Origin of the sequence: Arthrobacter sp. G.S.26, assembly GCF_050847375.1 — a bacterium.
In the GTDB taxonomy this organism is placed as follows: Bacteria; Actinomycetota; Actinomycetes; order Actinomycetales; family Micrococcaceae; genus Arthrobacter.
Genome location: NZ_CP193752.1, coordinates 2,754,760 through 2,781,553 on the forward strand (window position 1 = coordinate 2,754,760; position 26,794 = coordinate 2,781,553).

General features: G+C 65.9%; 25 protein-coding genes. 10 read left to right on the forward strand and 15 right to left on the reverse strand.

Annotation, left to right across the window (positions count from 1 at the left end; translation table 11 throughout):
• Positions 1-2: 2 nt before the first annotated feature.
• Positions 3-1,310, reverse strand: coding sequence for an AAA family ATPase (locus tag ACRB8A_RS12595; protein WP_432244823.1), 1,308 nt, complete (start codon positions 1,308-1,310; stop codon positions 3-5).
• On the reverse strand, positions 1,307-1,951 hold the full coding sequence (locus tag ACRB8A_RS12600) for a hypothetical protein (RefSeq protein WP_050685602.1): 645 nt from the start codon (positions 1,949-1,951) through the stop codon (positions 1,307-1,309). Before ACRB8A_RS12600 ends, ACRB8A_RS12595 begins: the two co-directional genes overlap by 4 nt.
• A 149-nt stretch (positions 1,952-2,100) precedes the next feature.
• On the opposite strand from ACRB8A_RS12600, the gene ACRB8A_RS12605 reads away from it, so the two are divergent.
• Positions 2,101-2,316, forward strand: coding sequence for a helix-turn-helix domain-containing protein (locus ACRB8A_RS12605; RefSeq protein ID WP_050685601.1), 216 nt, complete (start codon positions 2,101-2,103; stop codon positions 2,314-2,316).
• Positions 2,317-2,375: 59 nt separating this feature from the next.
• On the opposite strand, the gene ACRB8A_RS12610 is transcribed toward ACRB8A_RS12605, so the two are convergent.
• Entirely contained in the window at positions 2,376-3,002 is a 627-nt protein-coding gene (locus tag ACRB8A_RS12610) for a hypothetical protein (RefSeq protein WP_327019591.1), read from the reverse strand.
• Positions 3,003-3,080: 78 nt separating this feature from the next.
• On the opposite strand from ACRB8A_RS12610, the gene ACRB8A_RS12615 reads away from it, so the two are divergent.
• Positions 3,081-3,827, forward strand: a complete 747-nt coding sequence (locus ACRB8A_RS12615) for a LysM peptidoglycan-binding domain-containing protein (RefSeq protein ID WP_056597182.1) — start codon at positions 3,081-3,083, stop codon at positions 3,825-3,827.
• Positions 3,828-3,887: 60 nt separating this feature from the next.
• Positions 3,888-4,415, forward strand: coding sequence for an Rv3235 family protein (locus tag ACRB8A_RS12620; RefSeq protein ID WP_056597181.1), 528 nt, complete (start codon positions 3,888-3,890; stop codon positions 4,413-4,415).
• A gap of 87 nt (positions 4,416-4,502) precedes the next feature.
• On the opposite strand, the gene secA is transcribed toward ACRB8A_RS12620, so the two are convergent.
• From secA to ACRB8A_RS12640, 4 genes are all read right to left on the reverse strand, one after another.
• Positions 4,503-7,241, reverse strand: coding sequence for a preprotein translocase subunit SecA (secA, locus tag ACRB8A_RS12625; RefSeq protein ID WP_056597179.1), 2,739 nt, complete (start codon positions 7,239-7,241; stop codon positions 4,503-4,505).
• Between the two features lie 93 nt (positions 7,242-7,334).
• Positions 7,335-8,549, reverse strand: coding sequence for a winged helix-turn-helix domain-containing protein (locus ACRB8A_RS12630; protein ID WP_285240731.1), 1,215 nt, complete (start codon positions 8,547-8,549; stop codon positions 7,335-7,337).
• A 32-nt stretch (positions 8,550-8,581) separates the two neighbouring features.
• The gene (gene hpf / locus ACRB8A_RS12635; RefSeq protein ID WP_050685658.1) at positions 8,582-9,307 is read right to left on the reverse strand and encodes a ribosome hibernation-promoting factor, HPF/YfiA family; all 726 of its coding nucleotides are present in this window, start codon (positions 9,305-9,307) and stop codon (positions 8,582-8,584) included.
• Between the two features lie 144 nt (positions 9,308-9,451).
• Complete coding sequence (locus tag ACRB8A_RS12640) at positions 9,452-9,799, reverse strand: ComF family protein (protein WP_432244824.1); 348 nt, start codon at positions 9,797-9,799, stop codon at positions 9,452-9,454.
• Between ACRB8A_RS12640 and ACRB8A_RS12645 the strand changes: the two genes are divergently transcribed.
• Positions 9,771-10,076: a hypothetical protein gene (locus ACRB8A_RS12645; protein ID WP_432246078.1), complete on the forward strand. Its 306-nt coding sequence runs from the start codon at positions 9,771-9,773 to the stop codon at positions 10,074-10,076. The two genes, ACRB8A_RS12640 and ACRB8A_RS12645, sit on opposite strands and share 29 nt — an antisense overlap.
• A gap of 378 nt (positions 10,077-10,454) precedes the next feature.
• On the opposite strand, the gene ACRB8A_RS12650 is transcribed toward ACRB8A_RS12645, so the two are convergent.
• The 3 genes from ACRB8A_RS12650 to mtrA all read right to left on the reverse strand — a co-directional run bounded on the left by ACRB8A_RS12650 (position 10,455) and on the right by mtrA (position 14,771).
• Complete coding sequence (locus ACRB8A_RS12650; protein WP_432244825.1) at positions 10,455-12,173, reverse strand: LpqB family beta-propeller domain-containing protein; 1,719 nt, start codon at positions 12,171-12,173, stop codon at positions 10,455-10,457.
• Complete coding sequence (gene mtrB / locus ACRB8A_RS12655; protein ID WP_082484095.1) at positions 12,170-13,942, reverse strand: MtrAB system histidine kinase MtrB; 1,773 nt, start codon at positions 13,940-13,942, stop codon at positions 12,170-12,172. Before mtrB ends, ACRB8A_RS12650 begins: the two co-directional genes overlap by 4 nt.
• A gap of 154 nt (positions 13,943-14,096) precedes the next feature.
• The gene (gene mtrA, locus ACRB8A_RS12660) at positions 14,097-14,771 is read right to left on the reverse strand and encodes an MtrAB system response regulator MtrA (RefSeq protein ID WP_050687999.1); all 675 of its coding nucleotides are present in this window, start codon (positions 14,769-14,771) and stop codon (positions 14,097-14,099) included.
• A 654-nt stretch (positions 14,772-15,425) separates the two neighbouring features.
• Here mtrA and ACRB8A_RS12665 point away from each other — a divergent pair.
• The 6 genes from ACRB8A_RS12665 to ACRB8A_RS12690 are packed head-to-tail and all read left to right on the forward strand — an operon-like array spanning position 15,426 to position 21,373.
• Positions 15,426-16,478 (forward strand): hypothetical protein, encoded by a 1,053-nt coding sequence (locus tag ACRB8A_RS12665; RefSeq protein ID WP_050687861.1) that lies wholly within the window; start codon positions 15,426-15,428, stop codon positions 16,476-16,478.
• Positions 16,468-17,112, forward strand: a complete 645-nt coding sequence (locus tag ACRB8A_RS12670) for a DUF4129 domain-containing protein (protein ID WP_056597167.1) — start codon at positions 16,468-16,470, stop codon at positions 17,110-17,112. Before ACRB8A_RS12665 ends, ACRB8A_RS12670 begins: the two co-directional genes overlap by 11 nt.
• The gene (locus ACRB8A_RS12675) at positions 17,109-18,338 is read left to right on the forward strand and encodes a DUF4350 domain-containing protein (protein ID WP_235504658.1); all 1,230 of its coding nucleotides are present in this window, start codon (positions 17,109-17,111) and stop codon (positions 18,336-18,338) included. The genes ACRB8A_RS12670 and ACRB8A_RS12675 overlap by 4 nt, the downstream gene beginning before the upstream one ends.
• Positions 18,335-19,330, forward strand: coding sequence for an AAA family ATPase (locus ACRB8A_RS12680; RefSeq protein ID WP_050687863.1), 996 nt, complete (start codon positions 18,335-18,337; stop codon positions 19,328-19,330). Before ACRB8A_RS12675 ends, ACRB8A_RS12680 begins: the two co-directional genes overlap by 4 nt.
• Positions 19,330-20,622, forward strand: a complete 1,293-nt coding sequence (locus ACRB8A_RS12685; RefSeq protein ID WP_056597164.1) for a DUF58 domain-containing protein — start codon at positions 19,330-19,332, stop codon at positions 20,620-20,622. The genes ACRB8A_RS12680 and ACRB8A_RS12685 overlap by 1 nt, the downstream gene beginning before the upstream one ends.
• A 34-nt stretch (positions 20,623-20,656) precedes the next feature.
• Positions 20,657-21,373 (forward strand): DUF4166 domain-containing protein, encoded by a 717-nt coding sequence (locus ACRB8A_RS12690; RefSeq protein WP_050687865.1) that lies wholly within the window; start codon positions 20,657-20,659, stop codon positions 21,371-21,373.
• 13 nt (positions 21,374-21,386) lie between these two features.
• Here ACRB8A_RS12690 and ACRB8A_RS12695 read toward each other — a convergent pair whose 3' ends face one another.
• The 5 genes from ACRB8A_RS12695 to ACRB8A_RS12715 form a co-directional block, all read right to left on the reverse strand.
• Complete coding sequence (locus ACRB8A_RS12695; protein WP_157370898.1) at positions 21,387-22,445, reverse strand: hypothetical protein; 1,059 nt, start codon at positions 22,443-22,445, stop codon at positions 21,387-21,389.
• The gene (locus ACRB8A_RS12700; protein ID WP_050687866.1) at positions 22,442-22,846 is read right to left on the reverse strand and encodes a chorismate mutase; all 405 of its coding nucleotides are present in this window, start codon (positions 22,844-22,846) and stop codon (positions 22,442-22,444) included. The genes ACRB8A_RS12695 and ACRB8A_RS12700 overlap by 4 nt, the downstream gene beginning before the upstream one ends.
• A gap of 78 nt (positions 22,847-22,924) precedes the next feature.
• Positions 22,925-24,628, reverse strand: a complete 1,704-nt coding sequence (locus ACRB8A_RS12705) for an ABC transporter ATP-binding protein (protein WP_050687867.1) — start codon at positions 24,626-24,628, stop codon at positions 22,925-22,927.
• A complete protein-coding gene (locus ACRB8A_RS12710; RefSeq protein WP_056597158.1) occupies positions 24,625-25,635 on the reverse strand; it encodes an ABC transporter permease in 1,011 nt (336 codons plus the stop codon). The genes ACRB8A_RS12705 and ACRB8A_RS12710 overlap by 4 nt, the downstream gene beginning before the upstream one ends.
• 2 nt (positions 25,636-25,637) lie before the next feature.
• Positions 25,638-26,729: an ABC transporter permease gene (locus ACRB8A_RS12715; protein ID WP_050687869.1), complete on the reverse strand. Its 1,092-nt coding sequence runs from the start codon at positions 26,727-26,729 to the stop codon at positions 25,638-25,640.
• Positions 26,730-26,794 lie beyond the last annotated feature (65 nt).

Consider the following 26,794-nt stretch of genomic DNA (forward strand, 5'->3'; position numbering starts at 1 on the left):
GCCTAGCCGTTTGGTCTGCGACGCGGTGTGGAAGAAAAAACAGAGGATTTTCGTTTTCGTTGTTCAACTGCACAAACGATTCCGCGGATGGCTCTGCGCAGCGCCGACTCGGGCGCCGCCTCCATCAGGAGCTCCCCGGCGAGCAACGCCGCGTCGGCTGCGGCGCGGTCGTACGGCAGGAGGATCCCAAGATCCAGCGCAGGTCCGTACCGCTCCCAGGCTTCGCGCAACTGCCGTTCCGGCCCACGCCCCACAGCCGACGCCCGCACCTTGTTCATCACCACCACCGGGGAGGCCTGGGGCACCGTTGCCTCCAGCTCGGTAAGACCGCGCACCAGGCGCGGCACCCCCACGGCGTCGCCGGCTCCAACGGCGTAGACAGTGTCAGCAAGTTCCAACGTGCGCAGGGTAGCCGCGTTCCGGCGCGGAGCCATGGAGTCGAAGCTGAGCTCCTCGTCCGATTCCAGGCAGAACCCGGTGTCCACGACCACCACCTCGTACTGCTGCCGGGCGCGTTCAAGGACAATGGTCAGGGCTGACGCGCGCACCTCCGTCCAACGGTCCGCGCGTGTAAGGCCGGTGAGGACCTGGAAGGTCCCTGGGCGTGCCGCAACGGTGCTGGCTGCCCGCCGGAGCGCCTCCGCGTCCAGCACCCCCTGGTCAGCAAGCCTGCAGGCCTGGGCCAGCCCGGCTGATTCGTCGAGCAGACCCAAGACCGCCGCAGTGCTCGCACCGTAGGTGTCGGCGTCGACCAACAGGACTTTTTTGCCCTCGCCGGCGAGTTCGCCGGCGATGTTGGTGGCGACGATGGTCCGTCCGGGAGCGCCTGCCGGCCCCCACACCGCGAGGACACGTCCCGATGCCGAAGGCTCACGGGATGCAGCCGGCCGCTCCGGCAGGCGTCGCAGGGCAGGACCTGCGTCTGCCGTCCAGCTGGCGCCCGGATGGCGTGCGTCTGACCGGGTCAGCATCGCCACGGCCTCGGCGATCCTGCCGGACAGGTCCTCAGGCCCCACCCCGGCGGGTGCAGATGCTACCCCGAGTCCCAGGAGCCTGGCCGCTTCCGACTGGCGGTCGGTGATGGCCAGGACAGCCACTCCGACTGCACTGAGCCGGTCCACCAGGGTTGCCGTCAATCCTTCGGAGCCTTCCGCTACGATGGCTGCCCGGGCCAGTCCACTCTGGCAGGCCGCCAGCAGCTCAGGCAATCCGTCGCATCTCCTGACGACGGTGACCGGTCCATGCAGCCGTTCCAGTCCACCGACCAGGTCATCTCCGGCCCGCCCCACGGTGACGACGGGAATACTCATGACGGACCGGCGCCCGGATTCCAGACCACGGCGATGCGGGCGTCATTGGCTTGGGCACCCAGCAGCGCCGGCATCCGGCTATCCGGAACCAACACCATCAGGACTGTTGTCCGGGTGGAGCCCAACGTGCTCGAACCTGTGGTTACTTCCGCTATTTCCGCCGCGTTCAAGAGGAGTGTCGGTTCACCGAAGCCGTTCCTTGCGTCAGGCTGTGCCACCCAGACGTCCACCCGGGCCCCTGCCACAGCCTGGGACGGGAGTGCATCCTGGATGGTGAGAGCCACCGGTTTGCGGTCAAGGCGGTCCACGGCGCCGAGGCTCCCCCGCGGAATCAGCTGGTCCTTGCCGATCCGCTGGATGGCTACAACTCCCGCCGGCAGGCCTTCTTCCACGGTGAGGTACTGCTTTTCAGTTTCACCGAGGCGGACCTTGGCCCGCACCACGTTGGCGGCAGTCAGCGCTTCACCCACGGCGATGCCGTCCCTGGCGGCGTAAACCTCGGTGGTCCGGTCTGCACTGCCCACCAGGAAAACCACTCCGGCAACGGATACCAGGACAAGCAACAGGCCCACCAGCAACCGGGGGTCCTTCCAAGAGGGACGTTTCAACCTGGCCACGGGAACAGGCGGATCAGCAACCATACTGTGCCTCCCTCGGTGCGCTTGCGTGCCGCAGTCTTCAGACTCCTCATTGTTGCCGCAAGGTCCTCCGGGCGAAAGGGATCCGGCCAAACACTGCGGATCTGTGGATAACAGCAGCAAACCTGTCCACCCGATGGCAAAATGGTTCCATGCCCAGGTTCCTAACTCTTGCCGACGTCGCCGAGCAGCTCCAGATAAATTCGCCGGCGGCCTATGCCCTGGTCCGCAGCGGAGAGCTCAAAGCCATTCAGGTGGGCGGTCGCGGCCAATGGCGGGTGGAGGAAAAAATGCTTGAGCAGTACATCGAAGAACGCTACGCCGAGGCCAGCCGGATGATCCGTGAAGCCAAGGCCAAGCAGGCCTGAGGCTTCGGCCGCGCAGCTCTGAGCACCGTCCCTGCAGGCTGACCCGCCATGCCCGGTTCTTAGCCGTCCCCTCGGGGCGACCGGACCATCGCCACCGCAGCAAACGGGATGGTGGAAAACTCAGTGACCCGCCCGCTCCGGCGCGCCTCCCCCGGGGCCACGGCTGCAAGGTCAAGGAAATCCTTTCCTACCCTGTCGATCACGCCGGCAAGCCGCATCGCACCCTCACCCGCCGACAGGACAACCACCAGTTCCTCCCGGTCCCGCGCCAGGCTCCGTAATGCGTGGGCCAGCCCGATTTTCCTGCGGACCGTCGATTCCTCCGCGGCCGAGTGCCGGCCAATGCCCACGTACCTGCCGACCGCGGCGTAAGGGATGAGCATCTGATACCCGCCCGCTACCAGCAGCAGGGCATCGGCGCCGGCATGCTGCAGGGTTCCCTGCACTGCTTCGCCGCAGGTGAGGTGTGCCGCAACCACACAGCCCAGCGAGCCGCGGAGCCTGTCTGCCAAGGCGATGTTTACCATCTCGGCCCGCACCCGGTCGCTGATTTCAGCATCGAGTGCGAGCCGGCCGGGTTCGGCCAACTGGCCTTCAAGGTCCTCGAAGAGTGCATCCCACCGCATGCGCAAAGCGTAGGACGGGGCCAGCGGGAGGTCAATGCCGGGTCCCGTCAGTTCGGACACTGGACAAAAGTACTTCATCAGGTTCAAACTGCATTTAACGCTATCAAACAGCATCAAACTGCATTGGATGGGCTTTCAATGATGATTTCGCCACGGCAACAACAGCTTTCAGACACCGCCGCCGCAGCCACTCTTCTGTTGCTGGGGATTCTCCTCGTTGTGATTGGTGCGGGCCTGGCCGGTCAGTGGGTGGATTCAGCTTCGCGGCACCAGGAACCTGGATCCGAGGACATCCTGGGAGTCGCAGCGGCTGCCGTGGGCAGCCTGCTGGTGGCCTGGTGGCTGCTTGCCTTCGTTCTGGCGGCCGGCAGCGCCCTCTTGGAACGAACCGGCAGGCCCACGGCGGCTGCAGCGGTCGGCTGGCTCTCCCCGGCTTTTATGCGCCGCCTCGCAGTTGCCGCCCTGTCCGCCCAACTCGCGTCCGTGACCGCAGCAAATGCGGCCGTACCCGGACCACCCTGGCAGCCTGCCGAAAGCCGCACATCAATCCCCGGCATCAGCGCCCCCGCCCCGCCGTTGCCGGGAGCACTCCATCCCGGCTGGCAACCTGCCGCCCAACATCAAGGCCCGGGCCTGCTGGCCGGTAGCCCCGGCCGCCCCGGCAACCTGCCGGGGCAGGACCTGGCACCGGCAGGCCCTGCCGTGACAGTGCTCGCCGGCGACAGCCTCTGGGACATCGCCGCAGATCACCTGGGGCCGGAGGCCAGTGACGCTGACATTGCCGTCGAATGGCCCCGCTGGTATCAGGCCAATCGGGCAGTAATCGGTCCCGACCCCGACCACCTGCTGCCCGGGCAGGTGCTGGTGCATCCCGGACCGGCTTAGGGACTCCGACGACCTGCCTGCACCAGACCGGCTCCTCCGTTACCAACCTAGGGAAATCCAATGACCGCCAGCATCCCCATCCGAGCCGCTATCGGAACAACTGCCCAGGCTCTCAGCGCCCAGCGACACGGGCTGCAGCAGAACTCCGCGTCCGGGCAAGTCGCCAAGACCCTGCCCCCTGGATCCTGGCCGGACGCCCGGAGCCGGGCGGAAGCGCCCCCGTTGCGGTTTGCCGATGAGGCAGCCGAGGTGCGGGCCATCGCCCGGGGCACTGTCCAGGCCGCCATGGAGGTGCTGGCTGGGATCCGGCCCGTCCACCAACTGGCCCGCAGGCTCGACCCGAAGTGCCTGTCCACTCTGCAGCACCGCGCGGCCCTGATCCGGCATGAGCTGGTCCGGACCGGCAATCCAGACCTGGCCCGGCTGCACCGGAACTCGATGGTCCGCTCCATCCGGGTCTGCGGGGTCGGCGACGGAATCTACGAGGCAAGCGCGGTGGTCATCGACGATGTCCGGGTCCGTGCCGTGGCCGTCAGGCTTGAGCGCAGCAAGCAGGTGTGGCGGGTCACCGAACTTTTGGTGGGCTGAGTGGGCCCCGCTAACGGAGGCAGGGCCGGACATGATGTCCGACCCTGCCTCACGTGGTCACTTAAGGGTGCACATGTCCCTTGCGGTTCAGCGCTTTTTCTTCTTCGCGGTCCGCTTGACGGCGTCCTGGTTGGCAGCCTTTGCCGGGTTCCCCGAGCGGCCTGACGTCCGGGTTTCGACGCGGGTCTCGGTGCCGCCGCTTTCGCCGGGAGCCGTGTACTGCAACTGGGCCGGCTTCTCGGGGGCTTCCAGTCCGGCCGCCCGGACCTGGGGTTCCACGTGCTCGGTGTGGGCTCCTGAATCATCCTGCACCACAACGTCCTGGGCGGGTGTGACTTCAACTTCGAGGTTGAAGAGGAATCCGACACTTTCCTCGCGGATGGCTTCCATCATGCTCTGGAAGAGGAGGAACCCTTCCCGCTGGTATTCCACCAGCGGATCCCTCTGGGCCATGGCGCGCAGGCCAATGCCTTCCTTGAGGTAGTCCATCTCGTAGAGGTGCTCCTGCCACTTCCTGCCAATGACGGAAAGGACCACGCGGCGTTCAAGTTCGCGCATGCTTTCGGCACCGATGGTCTCTTCACGCGTCTGGTACACCACACGTGCGTCGGAGAGGAGTTCCTCCTTGAGCATCTCAACGGTCAGCCTCGACCGGCCGCCGGCTTCCTCGATGATGTCGTCGGCCGTGACGCTTACGGGGTAGAGCGTTTTCAGGTTGGTCCACAGCTGGGCATAATCCCAGTCGTCGCCGTTGCCTTCAGCGGTTGCCGCGTCGATGAGCGAAACTATGGTGTCCTCCACGAAGAACTGCACCTTTTCGTGCAGGTCGTCCCCTTCGAGGATTCGGCGGCGGTCGCTGTAGATGGCCTCGCGCTGGCGGTTGAGGACGTCGTCGTATTTGAGGACGTTTTTGCGCTGCTCGGCGTTGCGGCCTTCCACCTGACCCTGCGCGGAGGCAATGGCCCGGGAAACCAGCTTGGACTCCAGCGCCACATCGTCCGGGACGGAACTGTTCATCAGTCGCTCCGCGGCACCGGAGTTGAAGAGCCGCATCAGGTCGTCCTTCAGGGACAGGTAGAAGCGCGACTCCCCCGGGTCACCCTGGCGGCCGGAGCGGCCCCGAAGCTGGTTGTCGATGCGGCGCGATTCGTGCCGTTCCGTGCCCAGGACGTAGAGCCCGCCCAGGTTGAGGACTTCCTCGTGCTCGTCCTTGACCGACTGTTTGGCAGCTTCGAGCGCGCCTGGCCAGGCTGCCTCGTATTCCTCGGAGTTCTCTTCCGGGTCAAGGCCACGCTTGGCCAGTTCGGCGACGGCGGTGAATTCGGCGTTGCCACCGAGCATGATGTCCGTGCCTCGGCCGGCCATGTTGGTTGCCACGGTGACAGCGGCTTTGCGGCCGGCCTGGGCAACAATGGCAGCTTCCCGGGCGTGGTTCTTCGCGTTCAGGACTTCGTGGCGGATGCCTTCCTTCGCCAGCAGGCGGGAAAGGTACTCGCTCTTTTCGACGCTGGTGGTACCCACCAGGACGGGCTGGCCCTTTTCGTGCCGTTCGGCAATGTCTTTCACCACTGCATCGAACTTGACGGTTTCGTTCTTGAAAACAAGATCGGCCTGGTCCATGCGCTGCATGTCCCGGTTCGTGGGAATGGCCACCACACCCAGCTTGTAGGTGCTCATGAATTCGGCGGCTTCAGTCTCAGCTGTGCCGGTCATGCCGGAGAGCTTGCTGTACATGCGGAAGTAGTTCTGCAGGGTCACCGTGGCGAGGGTCTGGTTCTCCGCCTTGATCTCGACGCCTTCTTTGGCCTCGATCGCCTGGTGCATTCCCTCGTTGTAGCGCCGACCGGCGAGGATACGCCCGGTGTGCTCGTCAACGATCAGGACTTCGCCGTCCAGGATGACGTAATCCTTGTCGCGCTTGAAGAGTTCCTTGGCCTTGATGGCGTTGTTCAGGAATCCAATCAACGGAGTGTTGGCTGACTCATACAGGTTGGTGATGCCGAGGTAATCCTCGACTTTTTCGATCCCGCCCTCGAGCACGCCTACGGTGCGCTTCTTCTCGTCGACCTCGTAGTCCTTCTCGGGCTCCAGCCGCAGGACAACCTTGGCGAACTCGCTGTACCACCGGTTGGTGTCGCCCTGGGCAGGACCGGAGATGATGAGCGGGGTTCTTGCCTCGTCGATGAGGATGGAGTCCACTTCATCCACCACGGCAAAGTGGTGCCCGCGCTGGACCAGTTCGTTCCTGTCCCACGCCATGTTGTCACGGAGGTAGTCGAAGCCGAATTCGTTGTTGGTGCCGTAGGTGATGTCGGCTGCGTACTGTTCTCGGCGGACCGCCGGATCCTGGTTCGAAAGGATGCAGCCACTGGTGAGGCCGAGGAAGCGGTAGACGCGGCCCATGAGGTCCGACTGGTACTCGGCAAGGTAGTCGTTCACGGTAATGACGTGGACGCCGTTGCCAGCCAGGGCGTTGAGGTAGGCAGGCGCGGTGGCAACGAGGGTCTTGCCCTCACCGGTCTTCATTTCCGCGATGTTGCCCAGGTGCAGCGCAGCGCCACCCATCAGCTGGACATCGAAGTGCCGCATCCCCAGGGTCCTCGACGATGCCTCACGGACCGCCGCAAAAGCCTCGGGCAGGAGGTCGTCCAGTTTCTCGCCATCCTGATGGCGTTCACGCAGCCGGTCAGTTTCCTCGCGGAGTTCAGCATCCGTGAAGGTCTTGAACGAGTCCTCGAGGGCATTGATGGAGTCGGCATAGTTCCTCAGCTGCCGGAGTGTCTTTTTGTCACCCGTGCGGAGAAGTTTTTCGATAAGTGATGCCACGTGAAGATGCTCCCAGTCTGCTGCCGGCCGAATTCTGGCGTTTTTAGTCTACGTGAGAGACACCACCGCGGTGCCTTTTCTCCTCAGAGCGGATCAGCGCACCATCCTGGCGACGGCGATCAGCAGGGCCGGCGCCAGATCACCCACCGGCTGGACCTCCACATCCCCCAGCCCCAGCCATTGGGCCATAAGGCCCAGTTCAGCGGCGAGTTCGATGGCGGTATCCGGCGGCGCGCCTGGTTCGGCGAAGGCGGATCGGACCAGCAGCCGGCCGCCGGCGCGGTCGGCTTTCAGGTCCACACGGGCGACCATGGCGTCGCGAAGGAGGAAAGGAAGGACGTAGTAGCCAAAGCGCCTTTTGGGCGCCGGAGTGTAAATCTCAATCCGGTAGTGGAAGCCGAACAGCTCTTCCAGGCGCCGGCGTTCGAACACCATCGAATCGAAAGGGCTGAGGAGGGCACGGCCCACCGCCTTCCGGGGCATGGCTGCATCCACGTGCCGGTACAGCAGCCGCGGCCATCCGGTAACAGTGACGGGTTCCAGCCTGCCATTCGCCACAAGCCGCTGTACCGCCAAGGCTGTGGGCTTGATGGGTGTACGGAAGTAGTCCGCGAAGCATTTGACGGAACCGATTCCGTGGGCCTGCGCTGCGGCTTCCGTCAGCCGGCACAGGGCTGCGTCCGGATCATCGACCGCTTTGCCGCCGTCGCGCGGGAGGACCCTGGACGTCAGTGTGTACTTGCGTTCAAACTGGTCGGTTCTGGCCGCGGCCGAAACCAGCCCCGCCTCAAAGAGGTGTTCCAGGACCCGTTTCACGGCATTCCAGTTCCAGCCCCAGTTATCCGTCGATTTTTCCTCGACGTGGCCGATCCTGGCCGTCAGTTCGGCAGCAGTCATTGGCCGGCCCGGTGCCAGCGCCGACAAGATCCGGCCAGACACATCACCGCGCAGTTCCGCGTCCATGGCGGCAGCACCAACCCAGGCACGCTTCTGCCACAGGAGAAGATCCGGATAGTGCTCGGGCCGGATATAGCTGGCTTCGTGGGCCCAATATTCCATCATCCGACGGGGGTGTGTACCTGACATCCTGTGCAGGATTGAGCGGTCGTAGTCCCCCAGCCGGGAAAAGAACGGAAGGTAATGGCTCCGGGAGAGCACGTTTACGGAATCAATCTGGACCAGCTGCAGCCGGGCAAAGGTGCGGCCCACCGCCCGTGAAGACACGGGCCCGGTGGGCCGCCCTTTCGAAAGTCCCTGTGCTGCCAGCGCAATCCGCCGTGCCTGGTTCAGGCTCAGCGCAGCCGGCACATCAGTCCTTTCCGGCAGTCAAAACACCCACGCTAGGCGTTGGCTGCGACGTCGTCCGAACGGTAGGCGAGGATCTTCTCTTCCACCACCGAGTCGCCGGGCTCGCAGTCGCTGTCCAGCGTGATGACACCGTAGGTCCAACCACGGCGGCGGTACACGACCGACGGCGTGTTGGTCTCTTTGTCCACAAACAGGTAGAAGTCGTGACCCACCAACTCCATGTTGTCCACTGCATCGTCAAGGGTCAGTGATGCTGCCGGGAAGACCTTGCGCCGGATCAGGACCGGTGAGTCACCGGCAGGAATGTCGTTGTCCACCTCATAAGGTGATTTGTCCGCTGACGGGGCCACGGCATCGGACCGGTGGCTGGCTTCAAGGTAAAGCGGTTCGCTGGCGCTGGCCGGTTCAAGCGAGGCGGTGGCTTCGCGGACGGCTTTGGGCGTGTGCCGGCCGTGGTGGACTTTCTTGCGGTCCTTGGCGCGGCGGAGCCGTTCAAGCAACTTGTTGTAAGCGAGATCGAAGGCAGCGAATTTGTCGGCGGCGCTGGCTTCGGCACGGATTACGGGTCCGCGCCCCAGGACTGTCACTTCTACGGTGAGCTGGTCCCCGGTCTGCCGGGCGTTCGTTTCCTTGGAAACCTTCGCGTCCACGCGCTGGACCTTGTCGCCGAGAGACTCGATCTTCGAGATCTTCTCACCGGCGTATTCGCGGAATCGGTCTGAGACCGTCAGATTTCGTCCGCTGATCATAAACTCCATGGTGCCCTCCAAATGACTTCGGTGACACGACGACGGCACGTCCTAGGGCCGATCTGCTTGACAGTCGAGCCCCTCTCCGAGCCGCCATCGAAAGGTACATTCTGTTCTTTGTACCCACAACCGACGTTAGTTCATCGACGCAGGTTATTCACCTTTTTCCGGTTTATTTTTTTCTAAGACGGGGTGGCTTCCTTGCGCCCCGGCGGGTATTGCGCTGGCGTCGGCCGCCCCTGGCGGGCGTGTCGCGGCCAGGACCACCGCACCCCTGACGAAGGCCCCTGCGAGGTGCAAAGCGCGGGCCGCCTCGGCGAGCGTGGCGCCCGTGGTAAGGACGTCGTCGACAATGATGCAAGCCTTGCCGGCCACTGTGGCAGCCGCTCCGCGCCGGACCCGCATGGATCCCCGGACCCGGCGCGCCCGGTCCCCCCCGATCCAGCCCCTTCTGCCCTCCGGGCACTTGCGGGTGACCGTTTCCCGTCCTGGCCAGCACATCCGCCACGGCAACGCCCGGCACCTGCCGGGCGGCCAACCCCAGCAGCGAGTGGACCGGGCTGAATCCCCGGGCCGCAAACGCAGCCGTGCTGGTGGGCACGGGGACGCAGATCATGGCGGCACCGTCCGGCGCCGCGCCGCGGAGGGCCCCCGCGAGCGCCTGTGCCAAGGAGTGCCGCACCTGGTACTGGCCATGCCGTTTGAAGGACAGGAGCGCCTGGGCCAGTTCTTCCCGGTAGACGCCGGCTGCAACCACAGGCAGCAGCACCCTCCCTGAGACATCCATCAGCGCAGGGGCGCCGCCTTCGGCGCGGAAGGGCAGCGTGGAAAGTCGCCGCACCCGGCGGCTGCAGCCAGCGCACAGGGCCCGGTCCTCTGCTCCGCAGCAGACGCAGTCCACGGGAACGGCGGCAGCGAGGAGCTCCATGGCCGCTGCGCCCAGCTGGTCAGCGAAGCGCAGGAAAGCGCTGCCGTACGGTGATCGATGGCGGGCGGGCCAGGGCTCGGCGGGCGTCAGGTCCGGGTCGGACGCTGGGTTGGCAGGCGGAAAGAGTTCAATGCCCATACCCCAAAAAATGCCATCTGAGGGGCCAGGACGGAACAGGCCGGACCCCGCATGTGGGTAACTGCCGGGCTGGAACCGGCGCAGTCCACCTCAGCCGGGGAAGGACATCTCAGTTGGGCCCTTGATCTGGGGTGACCAGCCGTTGCCCAGCCGTTGGAAGATACCCTCGGCCGACTGCGCGAAGATCTCGTCCGGCCCGTTTCCACCGCTCAGCGACAGGAGGCCGGGCCACGGAGCCAGTTGCTGCGGCGCCCCCGAGGTCAGCGACAGGATCTCAGGTGTGACGTTGGACGCCGTGGAGCTTTTCATAACGGCCACGGTGGTGTCATTGACCCAGACACCCTGGTCAGGGTTGCTGCCGGTGACAAGGGTTACCGGCGCCGTCAGCTCCCGGGGTGTCCCATCTGCGGCGCGGATGATGCCGGCCACCTGGACGCGGGTAACGCCGTTCTGTTCCGAAATGACGAGGGCGCGCACCCCTTCGCGGGAAATCCGGAATTCCTTTACGGTCCGGCCTGCGAGCCATGCCGGGGACAGGGAGACCGAGGGCAGTGCAGCCCCTTCTGCCACACCGGCGGGGCGGAATGCTACGACTTCGGTCTCCCCCGCCGCTCCCGGCCCGGCAGTCCAGACCCAGTCGTTGAGGCTGAAGGAAGGCCTGGTCAGGGTGGACCTGGTAGTCAGGGCGCGTGCCGGCTGCCCCGGGACGATGCTGTACAGCGTGGTGCGGCCCTCGTTGAGGAAGGCTGTGCTTTGGGACACCGGGGATTCGGCCGGGAAACGCGGGCCGAGGGCGGACACGGACTGCATGTCCGGCAGCGGCGAAATCCTGTTGTTCTCGTACCGGACCAGTTCATTGCCGCTGATGGCGATCTGGCGCGAGGGAACGCTCTTGTCCTGGACCGGCGGCAGGACCGCGCCGGTGTCCTCCACCCGCACCAGGTCCTGGTTGGCTCGCAATTCCACATTCACCACGTCCGGTTGGCTCCGGAAGGTCAGCGTCAGCTGCATCTGCATGCGCAGCCGGTCTTCGGGCGAGGTTTCAGTGAGCTCCTTGGCGCTCAAGTCCACCTGGGCGGCCCCGGAAACCACCGGCACCGACTCCCTTGCCAGTTTGATGCCGGAAGGGAAAGCACTTGCCACCGCGCCACGCAGGTACGGTGCAGGACCGGCCAGCAGGGCACTGGTCATGGCCTTGACTGTTTTGTTCCTGATGAACCAGCGGACATCAGGGACGGCGAACGTAAAAGTGGGATCGTAGAAGTAGATGGGAAAAGCCCCGTAGATGACCTTGAAGGTTTCCTCTGCGATGGCCGTGCCGTCCGGTATCGCCGAGATCCGCCACTCACCGTCCACCTGGGTAAGGGTAACCGGGATCTTCTCCACGGTCCCTTCAGGCGACTGGGTAGCAATGCCGTCTGCATTGACCGTGTAGGACACGTCCAGTTCGTAGTTATAGACGTTCTCCGTCTCCGTGGCCACCACCCTGGCTTCGCGGTACACCAGGGCCCGCTGATCCGGCTTCCAACTCACGGAGGATGCCTGCGTCAGGTATTGGCGGGCCACGGCGTAATCGTCCTCGTAGCCACTGCCGGCACGGTAGAAGTAGTCAATGATGGTCTCCGGCGACGCTCCGGGCTGCGGGGCGGCCGGCAGGAACACCGGGGCACTGAGGTTTCCCGCACTGCCCTCGCTGCTTTTGCCAACAGGGCCGGCCGTGGGAATCCGGGCGCAGCCTGCCAGGACAGCAAGCAGCATCGCCAGTATGATGGCCGCCAGCCTGGTTGCACCCCTGCTACGGCCCGTCATGGTGTCTCCTTGGAGGTGATTGCCGGTGCCAGGTGTGAGGCACCGGCTTCGAGGATCAGCATGTTGCGTTGGTCGGCCTCCCTGGGAATGCTCCCCGGCTGACCCTGCACCATGGTGTCATCAGGTTCAAGTGGAACGGGTGAGGCGTCGATGCCTTCACCCTGGCGCAGCGGCACCGTGAGCCGGAAGTTGGCGCCGCTGCCTTTGCGGCCCCAGGCCTGCAGCCAGCCGTTGTGCAGTTTGGTGTCTTCCATGGCGATCGACAGGCCCAGACCGCTGCCTCCGGTGGTGCGGGCGCGGGCGGGATCGGCGCGCCAGAACCGGTCAAAAACGCGGGCGGCTTCGGCCGGTTCCATCCCCATGCCGTGATCGCGGACGGAAATCCCAACGGCGGTCTGGCTGGCGGCGACGGTGATGGCCACCGGTTTCCCTTCGCCGTGTTCCACGGCGTTCAGGATGAGGTTCCGCAGGATACGGTCGATCCTGCGGGCGTCCATGTCCACGATGACGGGCTCGGCCGGTGCGCTGAGAATGAGTTCGGAGCCGTATTCGGCTGCCACGGGGGCGGCGCCTTCGATGACGTGCGCCACGACGTGCCGGATGTCTTCCGCTTCCGCGTCCAGTTCGGCGACGCCGGCGTCGAAGCGCGAAATCTCCAGGAGGTCGGACAGCAAGGACTGGAACCGCTCCACCTGGTTGTACAGCAGTTCGGCGGAACGCTTATTGATGGGGTCGAAGTCGTCGCGGGCGTCGTAGAGCACTTCGGCTGCCATCCGCACGGTTGTCAGCGGGGTCCGCAGTTCGTGGGAGACGTCGGAGACGAACCGCTGCTGCATTTGGGACAAGGTGGCAAGCTGGGTGATCTGTTCCTGCAGGCTCGCCGCCATATGGTTGAAGGAGGCCCCCAACCGGGCAACCTCATCCTCGCCGCGGACAACCATGCGTTCCTGCAGCTGTCCCGCTGCGAGTTTCTCCGACACCATGGCGGCATGGCTGACAGGGCTCACCACGTTCCGCGTGACGTACCAGGCAACGGCTCCGATCAGCAGCACCATCACGGCTCCACCTGCCCAGAGCACACCCTGGATCTCGTCCAGGGTCTGCTGGGCGGTGTTCAGGTCGTAAATCAGGTACAGCTCGTAGACGGTCCCGTTAAAGGTCACGAGGTTTCCGACGGCGATGCCCGGCCGGTCCTCCGTGCCCACCGGGATCACGGTGGAGGCCCAGTACTGGTCCTTGCCGGACGACTGGACAGCTTTCCGAAGGTCCGGCGGGATGACGCTGACGGTCAGCTGGTCCGAGGCACGCGATTCCACCCACCGGTTCCTGGGTTTGGTCTGTTCGGGCTTGGCCTCGAAGACGTACCGACGCTGGATGACCGAGCCGCGACCCTCCACGGCGTTAAGTGTGTCGTACACCAGGGTGATGACGCTGGACTGGTCGGTGACCTGGGCGCCGTCGAACGTCTCCTGGACCTGCTTGACGTTGTAACGCGTCTCGGATTCCGCCTGGGTAAGGCGTTCCTGGAAGAGGTTGTTGGCGATCTGGTTGGACAGGTACGCACCCACCACGGCGAACGAGGTCACCGCCAGCATCAGCGTGGTCAGGACCGTGCGGAACTGCAGGGAGCGGCGCCACCGACGCTGCAGGGCGCGGGCGATGAACCTCAACGCGGGCAGGAAGCGCCGAACTCCCGTGCCCACGAGCCGTGCCACGCGCCAGCCGACAATAAGGGCGCGGCGGCGCCAGATCCTGGTGCGGAACGTCACCTGCCGGAACCCGGGAGTGAGGGCATCCGTATGCTCCGGCGCATGGCCCGGGGGGCCGTCGTGTCCGGCGGGGACGGCCGGGGCGCCGGTTACGGGCGGCGCACCGTCGAGGCCGCGTTCCCCGTCCTCCGGAGTGGAATCCTGCGGCGTGGGATCAGGCCCCTGCTTTGTAGCCGACACCACGCACCGTCAATACAACTTCCGGGGCTTCCGGGTCTTGTTCGATCTTGGAGCGCAGGCGCTGGACGTGGACGTTGACCAGGCGCGTATCGGCGGCGTGGCGGTAACCCCAGACCTGTTCCAGCAGCAGTTCCCGGGTGAAAACCTGCCAGGGTTTACGGGCCAGCGCCACCAGCAGGTCAAACTCGAGCGGCGTCAGGGAGATCCGCTCGCTGCCCCTGCTGACGGTGTGGCCGGCGACATCGATGGTGATGTCGGCGATGCGGAGCGTCTCCGGGGCTTTTTGGTCGCCCGGGCGGAGCCTGGCCCTGACCCTTGCCACCAACTCTGCGGGCTTGAACGGTTTGGGGACGTAGTCGTCCGCACCGGATTCCAGGCCGCGGACAACATCCGAAGTATCCGCCTTTGCCGTGAGCATCACGATCGGCACATCGGACTCGGACCGGATCTGCCGGCACACCTCGATACCGTCGACGCCAGGGAGCATGAGGTCAAGCAGCACGAGGTCGGGCCGCGATGACCGGAAGATATCCAGCGCCTGGGCGCCGTCCGCGCAGAAAACGGGTTCAAATCCGTCATTGCGCAGCACAATTCCAATCATTTCGGCCAGCGCTTCGTCATCGTCTACCACCAGAATGCGTGCCTTCATAGTTATATATTCCCTTATCAGGCGGGGTTTGTCGTGTTCAGCCGGCTACGGCATGGCGGGATGCTAGGCCGCCCGACGCCGGAACTATAGGCTGGGGTCATGCCCGCCGTTCCGGGGCGCCAGGCGCAGGCCGCGGCAGCTTCTCCGGGCGGCGTTGGATTTACGCGTTGGGGAGGGAACACGGTGTCACCACAGGATTCAGGCCCGCAGGAGCCGGCCGGCAGCGACGGGGAGGCGCCCGAACAGCAGCCAGGCCAGCAACAGGGGCAACGGCCGGCCGCCGGACAACCCGGCCAGCCGCGGTGGCCGTCCGAGGCACCCTCCGGACAGTGGCAAGGGCAGCAGGGCCAGCAACAATCCGGACAATGGCCGGGGCAACAGGGCCAGCAACCATGGGGCCAACCACCCGCCCAGCAATCATGGGGCCAACAACCATGGGGCCAAGCCCAAGGCCAACAACCCCCACAACAACCATGGGGCCAACAACCATGGGGCCAAGCCCAAGGCCAACAACCCCCACAACAACCATGGGGCCAACCCGAAGGCCAGCAATCTGCCCAACAACCATGGGGCCAACGCCCGTCATGGGGTCCCCCTCCCCCGGCCTGGCAGGGAGGTCCGACCGGCGGCGCACCTTACGGCCAGCCCCGCTACATGGCACCGCCGAAACCCGGCACTGTCCCGTTGCGTCCATTGCTCTTCGGGGAAATCATGGACGGTTCCTTCCAGACCATCCGTCGTAACGCCAAGGCCATGCTCGGCGCCGGCCTCCTCGCGCAATCGTTGATCTACATCCTTACGGCGCTCCTGACCGCAGGCGCCGCCGCCGGAACCCTTTTCAATCCGGGGTGGGCGGACAACGCCACCGCAGCGGACTTCGCCGCCCTGGGGTTTGGGTTTGTGGGCGGGATCGCTGTTGCCGCGGTTTTGTCCGTTTTGGTGGCCACGATCCTGCAGGGCGCCATGGTGGTCCCGGTGGCCCGTGGGATCCTGGACCGCCGCACGGGCTTCCGCCAGATGTGGCAACTGGCCAGGTCCCGTACCGGAGCGCTCGTCAGGCTGGCGCTGGTGTACCTCGGCGCCGGCGTAGTCGCTGTCCTGATCCCCGTAGGCGTGGCTGCGCTGGTGATCAGCACCATGGACGCGACCGGCCTGTTGATCCTGCTGCCTGTTATGTTCGGGATGTTCGTCCTGTACATCTGGTTGACCATCAAGGTGCTGGTGGCACCGGCTGCCGTGGTCATTGAGGAACTGGGTGCCATGGCCGCCATCCGCAGGTCGTGGGGCCTGACCCGCGCCAACTGGTGGCGGATCCTGGGAATCACCCTGGTGGTGGGAATCCTTATTTCGGTCATCAGCCAGGTCGTGACCATACCCATCAGCCTTTTGGTCCAGTTCCTTGGCAGCACCGTCTCGCCCGACGGCGGAACCGGCGGTTCTGCCGGGTTGGCCATCGTTGGACTGGTTCTTACGGCCATTGTGGGCATCATGGTTGGCGCCCTTGGTTACGCGTTCCAGACATCTGTGATGGCGTTGCTCTACCTCGACCTGCGGATGCGCAAGGACGGCCTGGATATTTCGCTGCTGCGGCTCCTGGAGTCCGGCGACGATCCCGACGGGATCCCCGGCCGGGGCCTGCCTGCAGGTGCTCCCGGCCAGGCTCCCGCGGCCGGCGCAACACCCGGAACCTGGCCGGATGTCCGCTGAACCCCCGCTGCTGCCAGGTGCTGACGAGGCCCGGCGGTGGGCCAGTGAGGAACTGGCCAGGCCTGAATACCGGGATGCCGCACCATCGTGGCTTGCCGACGCGTGGGAAACAGTCCTGGACTGGTTGAACTCCATCGGAGGACAGCCGGCCGAAGGCGCACCGGTCCCCAGCCCCGTCATCGGGATCGTTATAGCTGCCATCATCGCCGCGGCGGTTATCGTGGCCAGGCCCCGCTTGAACGCGAAGCACCGTAAGGCCAACCCAGTGTTCGAAAGCGCAAGCCAGCTTACTGCCGGGGACTTCCGGGAGCGGGCCGCAAAGTCCGCCGCCGAACAAAGGTGGGGGGACGCCGTCGTCGACCTGTTCCGGGCCATGGTCCGGTCAGCTGAGTACCGGACCATCCTGGACCCTGAACCCGGCCGCACTGCCGACGAGGCAGCGCGCGGGCTGTCCGCGGCGTTCGGCGCCGAAACCTTGCGCCTGGACCAGGCGGCAAGGACTTTCGACGCCGTCCGCTACGGCAATACGCCCGCTGAGGCCGCCGACTACCGGGACCTGGCAAGCCTGGATGCAGCGCTCGAAACCGCACGCCCTGCCCCCGCCGGCACCGAGCGCAGCGCGGCGCTGCCGTGAGCGCCGCTCCACAGGAAGCCACCGAGGCCACGGACGAACCTCCTTCGGACCCGGCCCTGGCTACCCGGAAATCAGGCTGGGTGCGCAGGCACCGCGGCCTGGCGATCCTGTCAAGTGTCGTCGCCGTGGGACTGGCCCTTGGCATTTGGAACCAGCTTGCCCCCAAGGGGGACAGTGAAACCCTGTCGCTCGCAAACGCCGGTCCCAACGGAAGCCGGGCTGTCGGCGAAATCCTTGGCCGACACGGTGTCGAGGTCCACCAGGCCGGTGATTTCGAAACCGCCATGGAGGCATTGGCGAACAGCGACTACCCCACCCTCCTGCTCTATGACCGCAGTGGCTTCCTTTCCGGCGAACAGCTTAGTGAACTGGCAGACTCGGCGGTACGGATAGTCGTGGTCACTCCCCGGCTTGCCACCCTTTCTGCCCTGACAGGGTCCGGGGCACCCGAGGACGCCACGACCCCGAACATCCGCCAGGCGGGAGTGGTACCGGACGGGGTGCCGGTCCTGGAACCCGGATGCTCACTGCCGGACGCCGTAGCGGCCGGTCCGGTGTCCGGAGACGCTGGCTTCACCTACGACGGCGGCACCACCTGCTACCGGCCGCAAGGTGCCGCCGGGGGAATGCTTGCCGTCAGCGACGATGAGCGGTTGACCGTCCTGGGCAGCACCACGATCCTGGGAAACAGGCACCTGGCCGAGCACGGTAATGCCGCCCTGGCCCTGCGCACCCTCGGCACCTCTGAAGACCTCGTCTGGTACCTGCCTTCCCTGGCGGACCTGGAACCATCCGGGGCCCCAACCTCCCTGGCGGAGCTGCGACCCAAGTGGGTGCCGTACCTGGGTCCCTGGCTGCTGATTGTCGCCCTGGCCGCCATCGTGTGGCGTGGCCGCCGGAATGGGCCGCTGGTGTTTGAACCGCTGCCGGTGGTGGTCAAAGCGGTGGAAACCGCGGAAGGGCGCGCGCGGCTTTACCACGATGCCCGCGCCCTTGGGCAGGCACGCGACAACCTACGCGCCGGAACACTGGTCCGGCTGTCCGGAAAGCTCAGGCTGGGACCGGAGGCCACCGATGCGCAGGCAATCGAGGCCCTGGCGCGCCTCCTGGGCCGGCCTGCTGACCGTATCCGAACACTAATTAACGAACACCCCGGCACCGAGGCCCGGTTGGTGGCCTGGGCGCAGGAACTGGACCAACTCGAGAAAGAGGTCAGGAATACATGAGCGACTACAGCAGCGGGCCCCGGGTCCTTGAATCAACGGAGCACGACGCGGCCCGTCAGGCGCTGCAGGATGTGCGCCGCGAGGTGGCGAAGGCCGTGGTGGGCCAGGACGCCACGGTCACCGGACTCCTCGTGGGCCTGCTCTCACAAGGACATGTGCTTCTTGAAGGTGTCCCGGGCGTGGCCAAAACGCTGCTGGTTCGTGCCTTGTCCGCGGCGTTGAGCCTGGACACCAAACGAGTCCAGTTCACCCCGGACCTGATGCCCGGAGACGTCACCGGTTCGCTGGTGTACGACTCCCGGACGGCAGACTTCACGTTCCGCGAAGGACCGGTTTTTACGAACATCCTGTTGGCTGACGAAATCAACAGGACGCCACCCAAAACGCAGGCATCCCTGCTGGAGGCCATGGAAGAGCGGCAGGTCTCGGTGGACGGGGTGTCCCGCAGGCTGCCGGCCCCGTTTATGGTGGCCGCCACGCAGAACCCTGTCGAATATGAAGGGACCTATCCGTTGCCGGAAGCTCAGTTGGACAGGTTCCTCCTTAAGCTCACCATGCAGCTGCCGGAACGCCACGACGAGGTTGAAGTCATCCGCCGCCACGCCGCCGGGTTCAACCCGCAGGACCTGGCCGCAGCAGGTATCCGGGCAGTGGCCGGTGCCGGGGACCTCGCGCTGGCCCGCGAAGCCATGGCAGCCGTTGCCGTGGAACCGGAAATCATTGGCTACATCGTGGACCTGGTGCGGGCCACCCGCACGGCCCCGTCCTTCCAGCTCGGCGTCTCTCCCCGTGGCGCCACCGCTTTACTGAATACGTCCCGGGCATGGGCGTGGCTTTCTGGCAGGAGCTTCGTCACCCCTGACGACGTGAAATCCCTGGCGCTGCCGTGCCTCCGGCACCGGGTGTCGCTCCAGCCCGAAGCGCAGATGGACGGCGTACGGGTGGACGATGTGCTGGGCAGCATCCTGGCATCCGTTCCTGTACCGCGCTGATGGCCGTTTCCGGGCGCTTTGTCCTCCTGGTCCTGCTTGGCCTGGTGCCCGTCCTGCTGCTTCCCGGACGGGCCACGGTCCTGACGACAGTGGGCGTGCTGGCTGCGTTGCTGGTCGCCGACGTGCTGCTGGCAGCGTCGCTCCGCTCCATTGAAGTGCTCCGGCCCAAGCCCGGCAGCGTCACCCTGCATGGCAGCGTCGAGGCCACCCTCACCATCCGGAACAACGGACGGCGCCGCCTCCGCGGCTCCATCCGCGACGGCTGGCAGCCGTCCGCAGGGGCCGAGAACCCCGTCCAGCACATCGATGTCCCGCCCGGCGAGGGACGCCGCGTCACCGTGAGGCTGCACCCGGTGCGCCGCGGAGACCTCCGGACCCCGCACATCACTGTCCGGGCCTTCGGACCACTCGGGCTTGCAGCAGGCCAGGTGACCATCACCTCTCCGGGCTCGCTGCGGGTCCTGCCTCCCTTTCATTCCCGACGCCACCTTCCGTCGAAGCTGCGGAAGCTGCGTGAACTCGACGGGAAGGCAGCGGTGCAGATCCGCGGCGGGGGCACGGAGTTCGATTCCCTCCGCGATTACGTGCGCGGAGACGACGTCCGGTCCATCGATTGGCGCGCCACCGCCCGCCGCTCCGCCGTGGTGGTCCGCACTTGGCGGCCCGAACGCGACCGGCGGGTGGTGATGGTCCTGGACGTCTCCCGGACCTCGGCCGCCAGGATCGGCGACGAAACCAGGCTGGACACGGGGATGGAAGCCGCGTTGCTGTTGGGGGTCCTGGCAGAGCGCGGCGGGGACCGGGTGGACTTCCTGGCCTTCGACAGGAGAATCCGGGCGCGTGCCGGTTCCGCCGGCCAGGGCAACCTCCTGGGCCGGATGGTGCAGGCCATGGCCCCCCTGGATGCCGAGCTCATCGAAATGGACTGGCCGGCGGTCCCGGCCGAGGTCCGGGCGGTGTCGGCCCACCGCTCCCTGGTGGTCCTGCTGACCTCACTCGACGGCGGAGCCCCGGAGGAAGGCCTCATTCCGGTGGCCGCCCAACTGGCCGGCCGCCACGTTGTGGTGGTTGCCGCCGTCAGGGACCCCCAGCTCGAAACCATGCTCCGCGATCGTGGGGACGCCAGCAGCGTCTTCCGGGCCGCCGCAGCCGAACGGACCCTGCTTCAGCGGGCTGCCGTCAGCGCCGAACTGCGCCGCTGCGGGGTGGAGGTGGTGGACGCTGAACCGCACCAGTTGCCGCCCGCCCTGGCCGATATGTACATCCGGCTCAAGGCGGCCGGTAGATTGTGAAGCCACAGCTGTTCGTCCCGGCAGGAGGCACGCCATGAACGTCCCCATTTACAAACAGGCCCTTGGGTCTGCTTTCGACAGGCTGCAGCCCGAGCTGCAGGAGTACTTTTCCTTGGTCCCTGGATCAGGCCAATACGGCGTGGGGGAAGGAACCTTCGATGTGGTGGGGTGCCGCCAGGACTGGCTGCGGCCGCTGCTGCGGATGACCGGCGGCGAGGAGGCGTTTTTCCCCGAGTACGGCGAGGACATCCCGTTCCGGATCGAAAACCATGCCCACCAGGATCCGTTCGGCCGCTCCAGCTTGACCGCACGGCGTGAAATCAGGTTCCCCGGGCGGACCCGGATTTTCCAGGACACCACCAGCGCCGAAAGGGACGGCGCGGCAGGCGCCAGGCTGGTGGACTACGTGGGCAGGTACCGGCGGATGGTCACTGACCTGAACCTCAGCGTCACCCCGGACGGCAAGCTCCGCGGGATCTCCGAGGCGTCCCGGCTTTTCCTCGGAGCTTTGCGGATTCCCCTGCCCGCGGCCCTGGACGCCAAAGCCTATGCACAGCAGTGGTGGGATCCGGCGGCCGGCACGGACGGCAGGCACCGGATCCAGGTCAAGGTGATCCAGCCCCAAATCGGGGTGGTGCTGGTGTACGCCGGCAGTTTCGACTACCGGTTGCGGCCTTACGCCGGCGGCAGCTCGGCCCAAAGTTTCCTGCCCCGCTACGCGCAGCCGGACCGCTGGGAAAACCGGACCTGACCGGTCGCGCCGCTCACGTCAGCTGGTTGAGCCCGTCCGCAACCTGGGTAAGCCTGCCCAGCACGGCCGTGGCCTGGGCTGGGGTCCGTGCCTGCGCACCGGCGGACGGCGTCACCCGGACCCCTGCCAGCGCGGCTGCCGGCAGGCCAAGCTGCCGCCAGGGGCGCCACACCCGTTCCACGCACTCCGCTGTCCGCGGCAGCTCCGCTGACGGATCCAGGACACCGGCCCACAGCCGTTTGCCGGCCTCCACCGCACCGGCCAGTTGTTCCCACTGCCGGTTGGTCAACGCCTTCATCGGCACGGCGATCCCGTCAGCTCCGGCGGCAAGGATTTGGTCAAACGGAGCCTCGATCTCCGGAACTGAGACCACGATTTCTGCAGCACCGGCCAGGCGCAGCGAATCCAGGACCACGCGCCAGGACTCGCGGGCCTCGGAGGCGGCGACGGCCCGCAGGGTGCGGTACCCACTGGAGGTGGGGATGCTTCCGGCCAGGACGGCAGCGATGTCGGGCTCATCCACCTGGACCACCAGCCGGGCGCCGGGAACTGCCGCGGATACCCGGGCCAGGTAAGCGCCCACTCCAGCGGCGAGCGAGGCCGCCAAGTCACGGCGGGCACCGTAGTCGAGCAGGGCCCGTTCGCCGTTATGGAGGTGCAGGCCGGCCGCGAGGCTCATCGGCCCCACAAGCTGGACCTTGATTTCGGCCGCTGAGGTGTCCTCGGCGCCCACCACGTCGGCCAGGATATTAATGTCGGTGGACAGCGCGGACACGGCCCGCCGGTGGTCCTTGCCGGGCCGGTCCACCAGCCGCCAACCGTATGGCTGGACGTCCACTGCCAGTTCTTCGAGGAGCGTGGCGGTGCGGCCAAGGGCGTCCGAGCCCACGCCACGGTCCGGCAGTTCCGCGAGGAAGGGCAGGTGCGGGCTGCCCAGTTCACCCCTGATGATCCGCGTGGCCTCCAGTGGATCGTCGCCGGGCCATGGGCCCAGGGCGGTGGCCGTCACTTCCAGGGGCGGCGCCTGCACCGGCGCGGCTGTGGCGCCTTGGTCCTGCGGTTCAACCCTCATGCGGTGGTGGCGGCCTGGGTATCCAGGGCGGCGGCCTGATGGCCCTCCGCGATGGCTTCGTGGTGCCGGATCACCTCGCCGATGATGAAATTGAGGAATTTCTCGGCGAAGGCGGGGTCGAGGTGGGCGTCTTCGGCCAACCGCCGGAGCCTGGCGATCTGGGCGGCTTCCCGCCCCGGGTCACCGGCCGGAAGGCGGTGGTTGGCTTTGAGGAAGCCCACCTTCTGGGTCGCCTTGAAGCGCTCGGCCAGGAGGTACACCAGGGTCGCGTCGATGTTATCGATGCTTGAGCGGATGGACAGCAGTTCGGCCATCACCGAGTTGTCCACTTGCCCGGCCAGGGAACTGGCTGCGGGGTCGAAGTCGTCGGGGTCAGGGGTGCCGGGGTTGTGCTGCGTCATGGGTCAAGTCTATGGGCAGCAACGGCAGGCACCGGGCGTGTTAAGCCCGGTGCCTGCCGCGCCCAGCGGTCCTGCTGCTCAGATGCCCAGCAGCGCCCGGTGCTCTTCCCGCCGTCGTGCCTGCTCATCAGGGTCCGGCACCGGCAGGGATGCCACCAGCCGCTTGGTGTAGTCGTGGCCGGGGTTGCCCATCACCTGGCTGCCGATGCCTTGTTCCACCAGTTTCCCCTTGTACAGAACTCCCACCCACTGGGAGAGGATGTCCACCACGGCGAGGTCATGGCTGATGAAAAGGCAGCCGAAACCAAACTCCTCCTGGATGTCCCGGAACAGCTCCAGGACTTTCGCCTGCACCGATACGTCAAGTGCAGACGTCGGCTCATCTGCGATCAGCAGCCTGGGGTTCAGGCTGAGGGCGCGTGCCAGGGAAGCGCGTTGGCGTTGCCCGCCGGAGAGTTCGTGCGGGTACCTTCCCGCGTACGACGCCGGCAGCTGGACTGATTCAAGCAGCCCGGCAACGCGTTGACGGGCCTGCGCCGGGCTCGGCTTGGTATGGATCAGCATGGGTTCGGCGATGCAGTCGCCGATGGTCAGCTGGGGGTTGAAGGACGCGGCCGGGTCCTGGAACACAAAGCCGATGTCCTTCCGGAGCGGTTTGAAGGCGCGTTCTTTCATTCCCAGCATCTCAAAGCCCAGCACCTTGAGGCTGCCGCCGGTGGTGCGGTTCAGCCCTGCGATGGCCCGGCCGATGGTGGTCTTCCCGGACCCCGACTCCCCCACCAGCCCGAACACCTCCCCCTTGGACAAAGTAAGGGACACACCGTCCACGGCGCGGAACGCCGGGGCGCCCAGCCTCCCTGGGTATTCGATGACCAGGTCTTTGGCTTCGACCAGGACTTCGGCCCCCTGATGGGCCCGGGTGCTCAGTGTGGCCGACGCCGAATCGCGCCCGAGGTGCGGCACCGCGGCCAGGAGGTCTTTTGTGTAGTCCTGGCGCGGTTCGGCGAAAAGCGTCCGGGCGGACGCTTCCTCGACGATGTCGCCCCGGTACATCACCACCACCCGGTCAGCGAGGTCAGCCACCACTCCCATGTTGTGGGTGATGAGGACAATCGAGGTGCCGTACTTATCGCGGAGGTCCCGCAGCAGTGCCAGGATTTCGGCCTGGACTGTGACGTCCAGGGCGGTGGTGGGTTCGTCCGCCACAATCAGCCCTGGATTCAGTGCCAGGGCGGCTGCAATGACCACACGCTGCTTCTGCCCGCCGGAGAACTGGTGCGGGTAGTAGTTGACGCGCTTTTCCGGGTCGGGGATGCCCACCTTGCGGAGGGCTTCGATGGCCCGCTCCTTGGCTTCCCGGGATGAGAGCTTCCTGCCGCTCTCCTTGTCTGCGTGGGCGCGAAGGCCCTCGGCGATCTGCCAGCCCACCGTGAAGACCGGGTTCAGGGCCGTGGACGGTTCCTGGAACACCATTGCCACGTCACGGCCGCGGATCTGCCGCAGCCGTCCCGGGCTGACGCTGATGACGTCTGCACCGTTAATGAGGACAGTTCCTGAGGAAGTGGCGGTTTCGGGCAACAGGCCCAAAATGGTTTTGGCGGTAACGGTTTTGCCGGACCCTGATTCGCCGACGATGGCGAGTACTTCGCCGGGGCGGACGTCGAGGCTGACGCCCCTGACCGCGTGCACGTCCCCGCCGTCGGTGGCGAAGGTGACGCTCAGGTTATTGATTGCCAGGACCGGTGCTGGCAGGCCGGGCGTTGAGGGCGATGAGGTGCTCATGCCTTGCTTCCTTTCTCGGCGGATGCCGGGACCACGGCGGCGCGGGCCCGCTTGCGGCCGCGAAGGCGGGGATCGTTGAGGTCGTTGATGCTTTCGCCTACCAATGTCAGGCCCAAAACGGTCCAGACTATGGCCAGGCCCGGGAACACCCCCGTCCACCAGATGCCCGACGTTGTATCGGCGAGCGCCTTGTTCAAGTCGAAGCCCCACTCAGCTGCGGAACTGGGTTCGATACCGAAGCCGAGGAACCCCAGGGCGGCAAGGGTCAGGATGGCTTCGGAGGCGTTGAGCGTGAAGATCAGCGGCAGCGTTCGGGTGGCATTCCGGTAGATATGCCGGGTGATGATGCGCAGGTTGGACGCACCAACCACCTTCGCTGATTCCACGAAGGGCTCCGATTTCAGCCTGATGGTTTCCGCCCTGATGACCCGGAAATATTGCGGGATGAACACCACGGTGATGGAGGTGGCCGCGGCCATGATGCCGCCGAAGAGGCTGGACTGTCCACCGCTGATCACAATGGCCATGACGATGGCTACCAGCAGCGAGGGGAACGCATATACGGCGTCGGCCACCACCACCAGTATCCGGTCCAGCCAGCCGCCAAGGTAGCCGCTGACAAGGCCCAGCGCGACGCCGGCGAAAATGGACAGCGCCACGGCCACCACGATCACCAGCAAAGCGGTCTGGGTTCCCCAGAGAACCCTGGAGAGGACGTCATAGCCACCCACAGTGGTGCCCCAGAGGTGCTTGCCGCCGGGGGGCTGCTGGCTGGGGAAGCTGCCGTCCGCGTCGGAGAGCTGGGCGAACCCGAAGGGTGCCAGCAAAGGAGCCAGCGCCGCAGCCAACAAAAAGGTTCCTGTCAGGACCAACCCGATCACCAGCATCCCTCGCTGCAGCCCAACGCTGCGGCTCAGGTGCGAGACAACCGGCAACCGCCGGAACAGGCCTGCGCGGGGGTTGGCCACGGGAACGGGGGCTTCTGCGCCCTGGGGTGTGCTGCTCATGATCAGTACCTCACACGCGGGTCGATCAACGCGGCGATGATGTCCACGATGAAGTTTGTCAGGGCCACAATTACTGCCAGCAGCACCACGATGCCCTGGACCGCCACAAAGTCCCGGGCGGTCAGGTAGGTTGCCAGCTGGAAACCAAGGCCCTTCCATTCGAAGGTCTTTTCGGTCAGGACCGCTCCGCCCAGCATCACGGCGATCTGCAGGCCCATCACCGTAATGATCGGAATCAGCGCCGGTTTATAGGCGTGTTTGGTGACCAGCCGATACTCGCTGACGCCGCGGGAGCGACCCGCTTCCACATAGTCCCGGCCCAGGGTGCCAATCACGTTTGTCCTGACCAGCCGCAGGAAGATGCCGGCGGTCAGCAGGCCCAGGGCCAACGCGGGGAGTACCGCGTGGGCCATCACATCCCCCAGCGCTGCCATGTTGCCGCTGCGGAGGGCGTCCAGCCAGTAGATTCCGCTGGGAGCCTGAAGGGCTGTCAGTGCCAGCTCGTTGGAGGTTTTGGCCCGGCCGGCGACGGGAAGCCAGCCCAGCCACACGGAAAACGTCAGTTTCAGCAGCAGCCCGGCGAAAAAGACCGGGGTGGCATAGCAAAGGATGGCAAAGATCCGCAGGACGGCATCGGGCAGGTGGTCACGCCGATGGGCAGCCACCATGCCAAGGGGGATGCCGATCAGCAGCGCAACGATCAAGGCATTAATGCTCAGTTCAAGGGTGGCGGCACCGTACGTTGTCAGCACTTCGGTCACTTTGCGGTTATCGGAGAGGGTGGTTCCGAAGTTGCCGGTGACCAGTTGCCCCAGGTACTCGAAGTACTGGACAAAGATCGGCCGGTCATAGCCCGCCGCCTGGATCCGTTCCTGCAGCTGTTCGGGGGGCAGGCGCCCGCCCAGGGCTGCGGTGATGGGATCGCCGGTGATCCGCATCAGGAAGAACACCATGGTCACCAGGATGAAGATGGTTGGAAAGATCAAGAGGAATCGGATCAGGATATATTGGCCAAGCCCTCCGCCGGAGGACTTTTTGGCGGCCTGTAGTGCACCGTCCGTTTCCGGGGGCGGGGCGTCGATCAGTGTTGTCAATGGATCACCTAAGAATGTGGTGCCCGCGCCAAGCGTCCCCAAACGCCGGCCGGGCCCGTCAACGG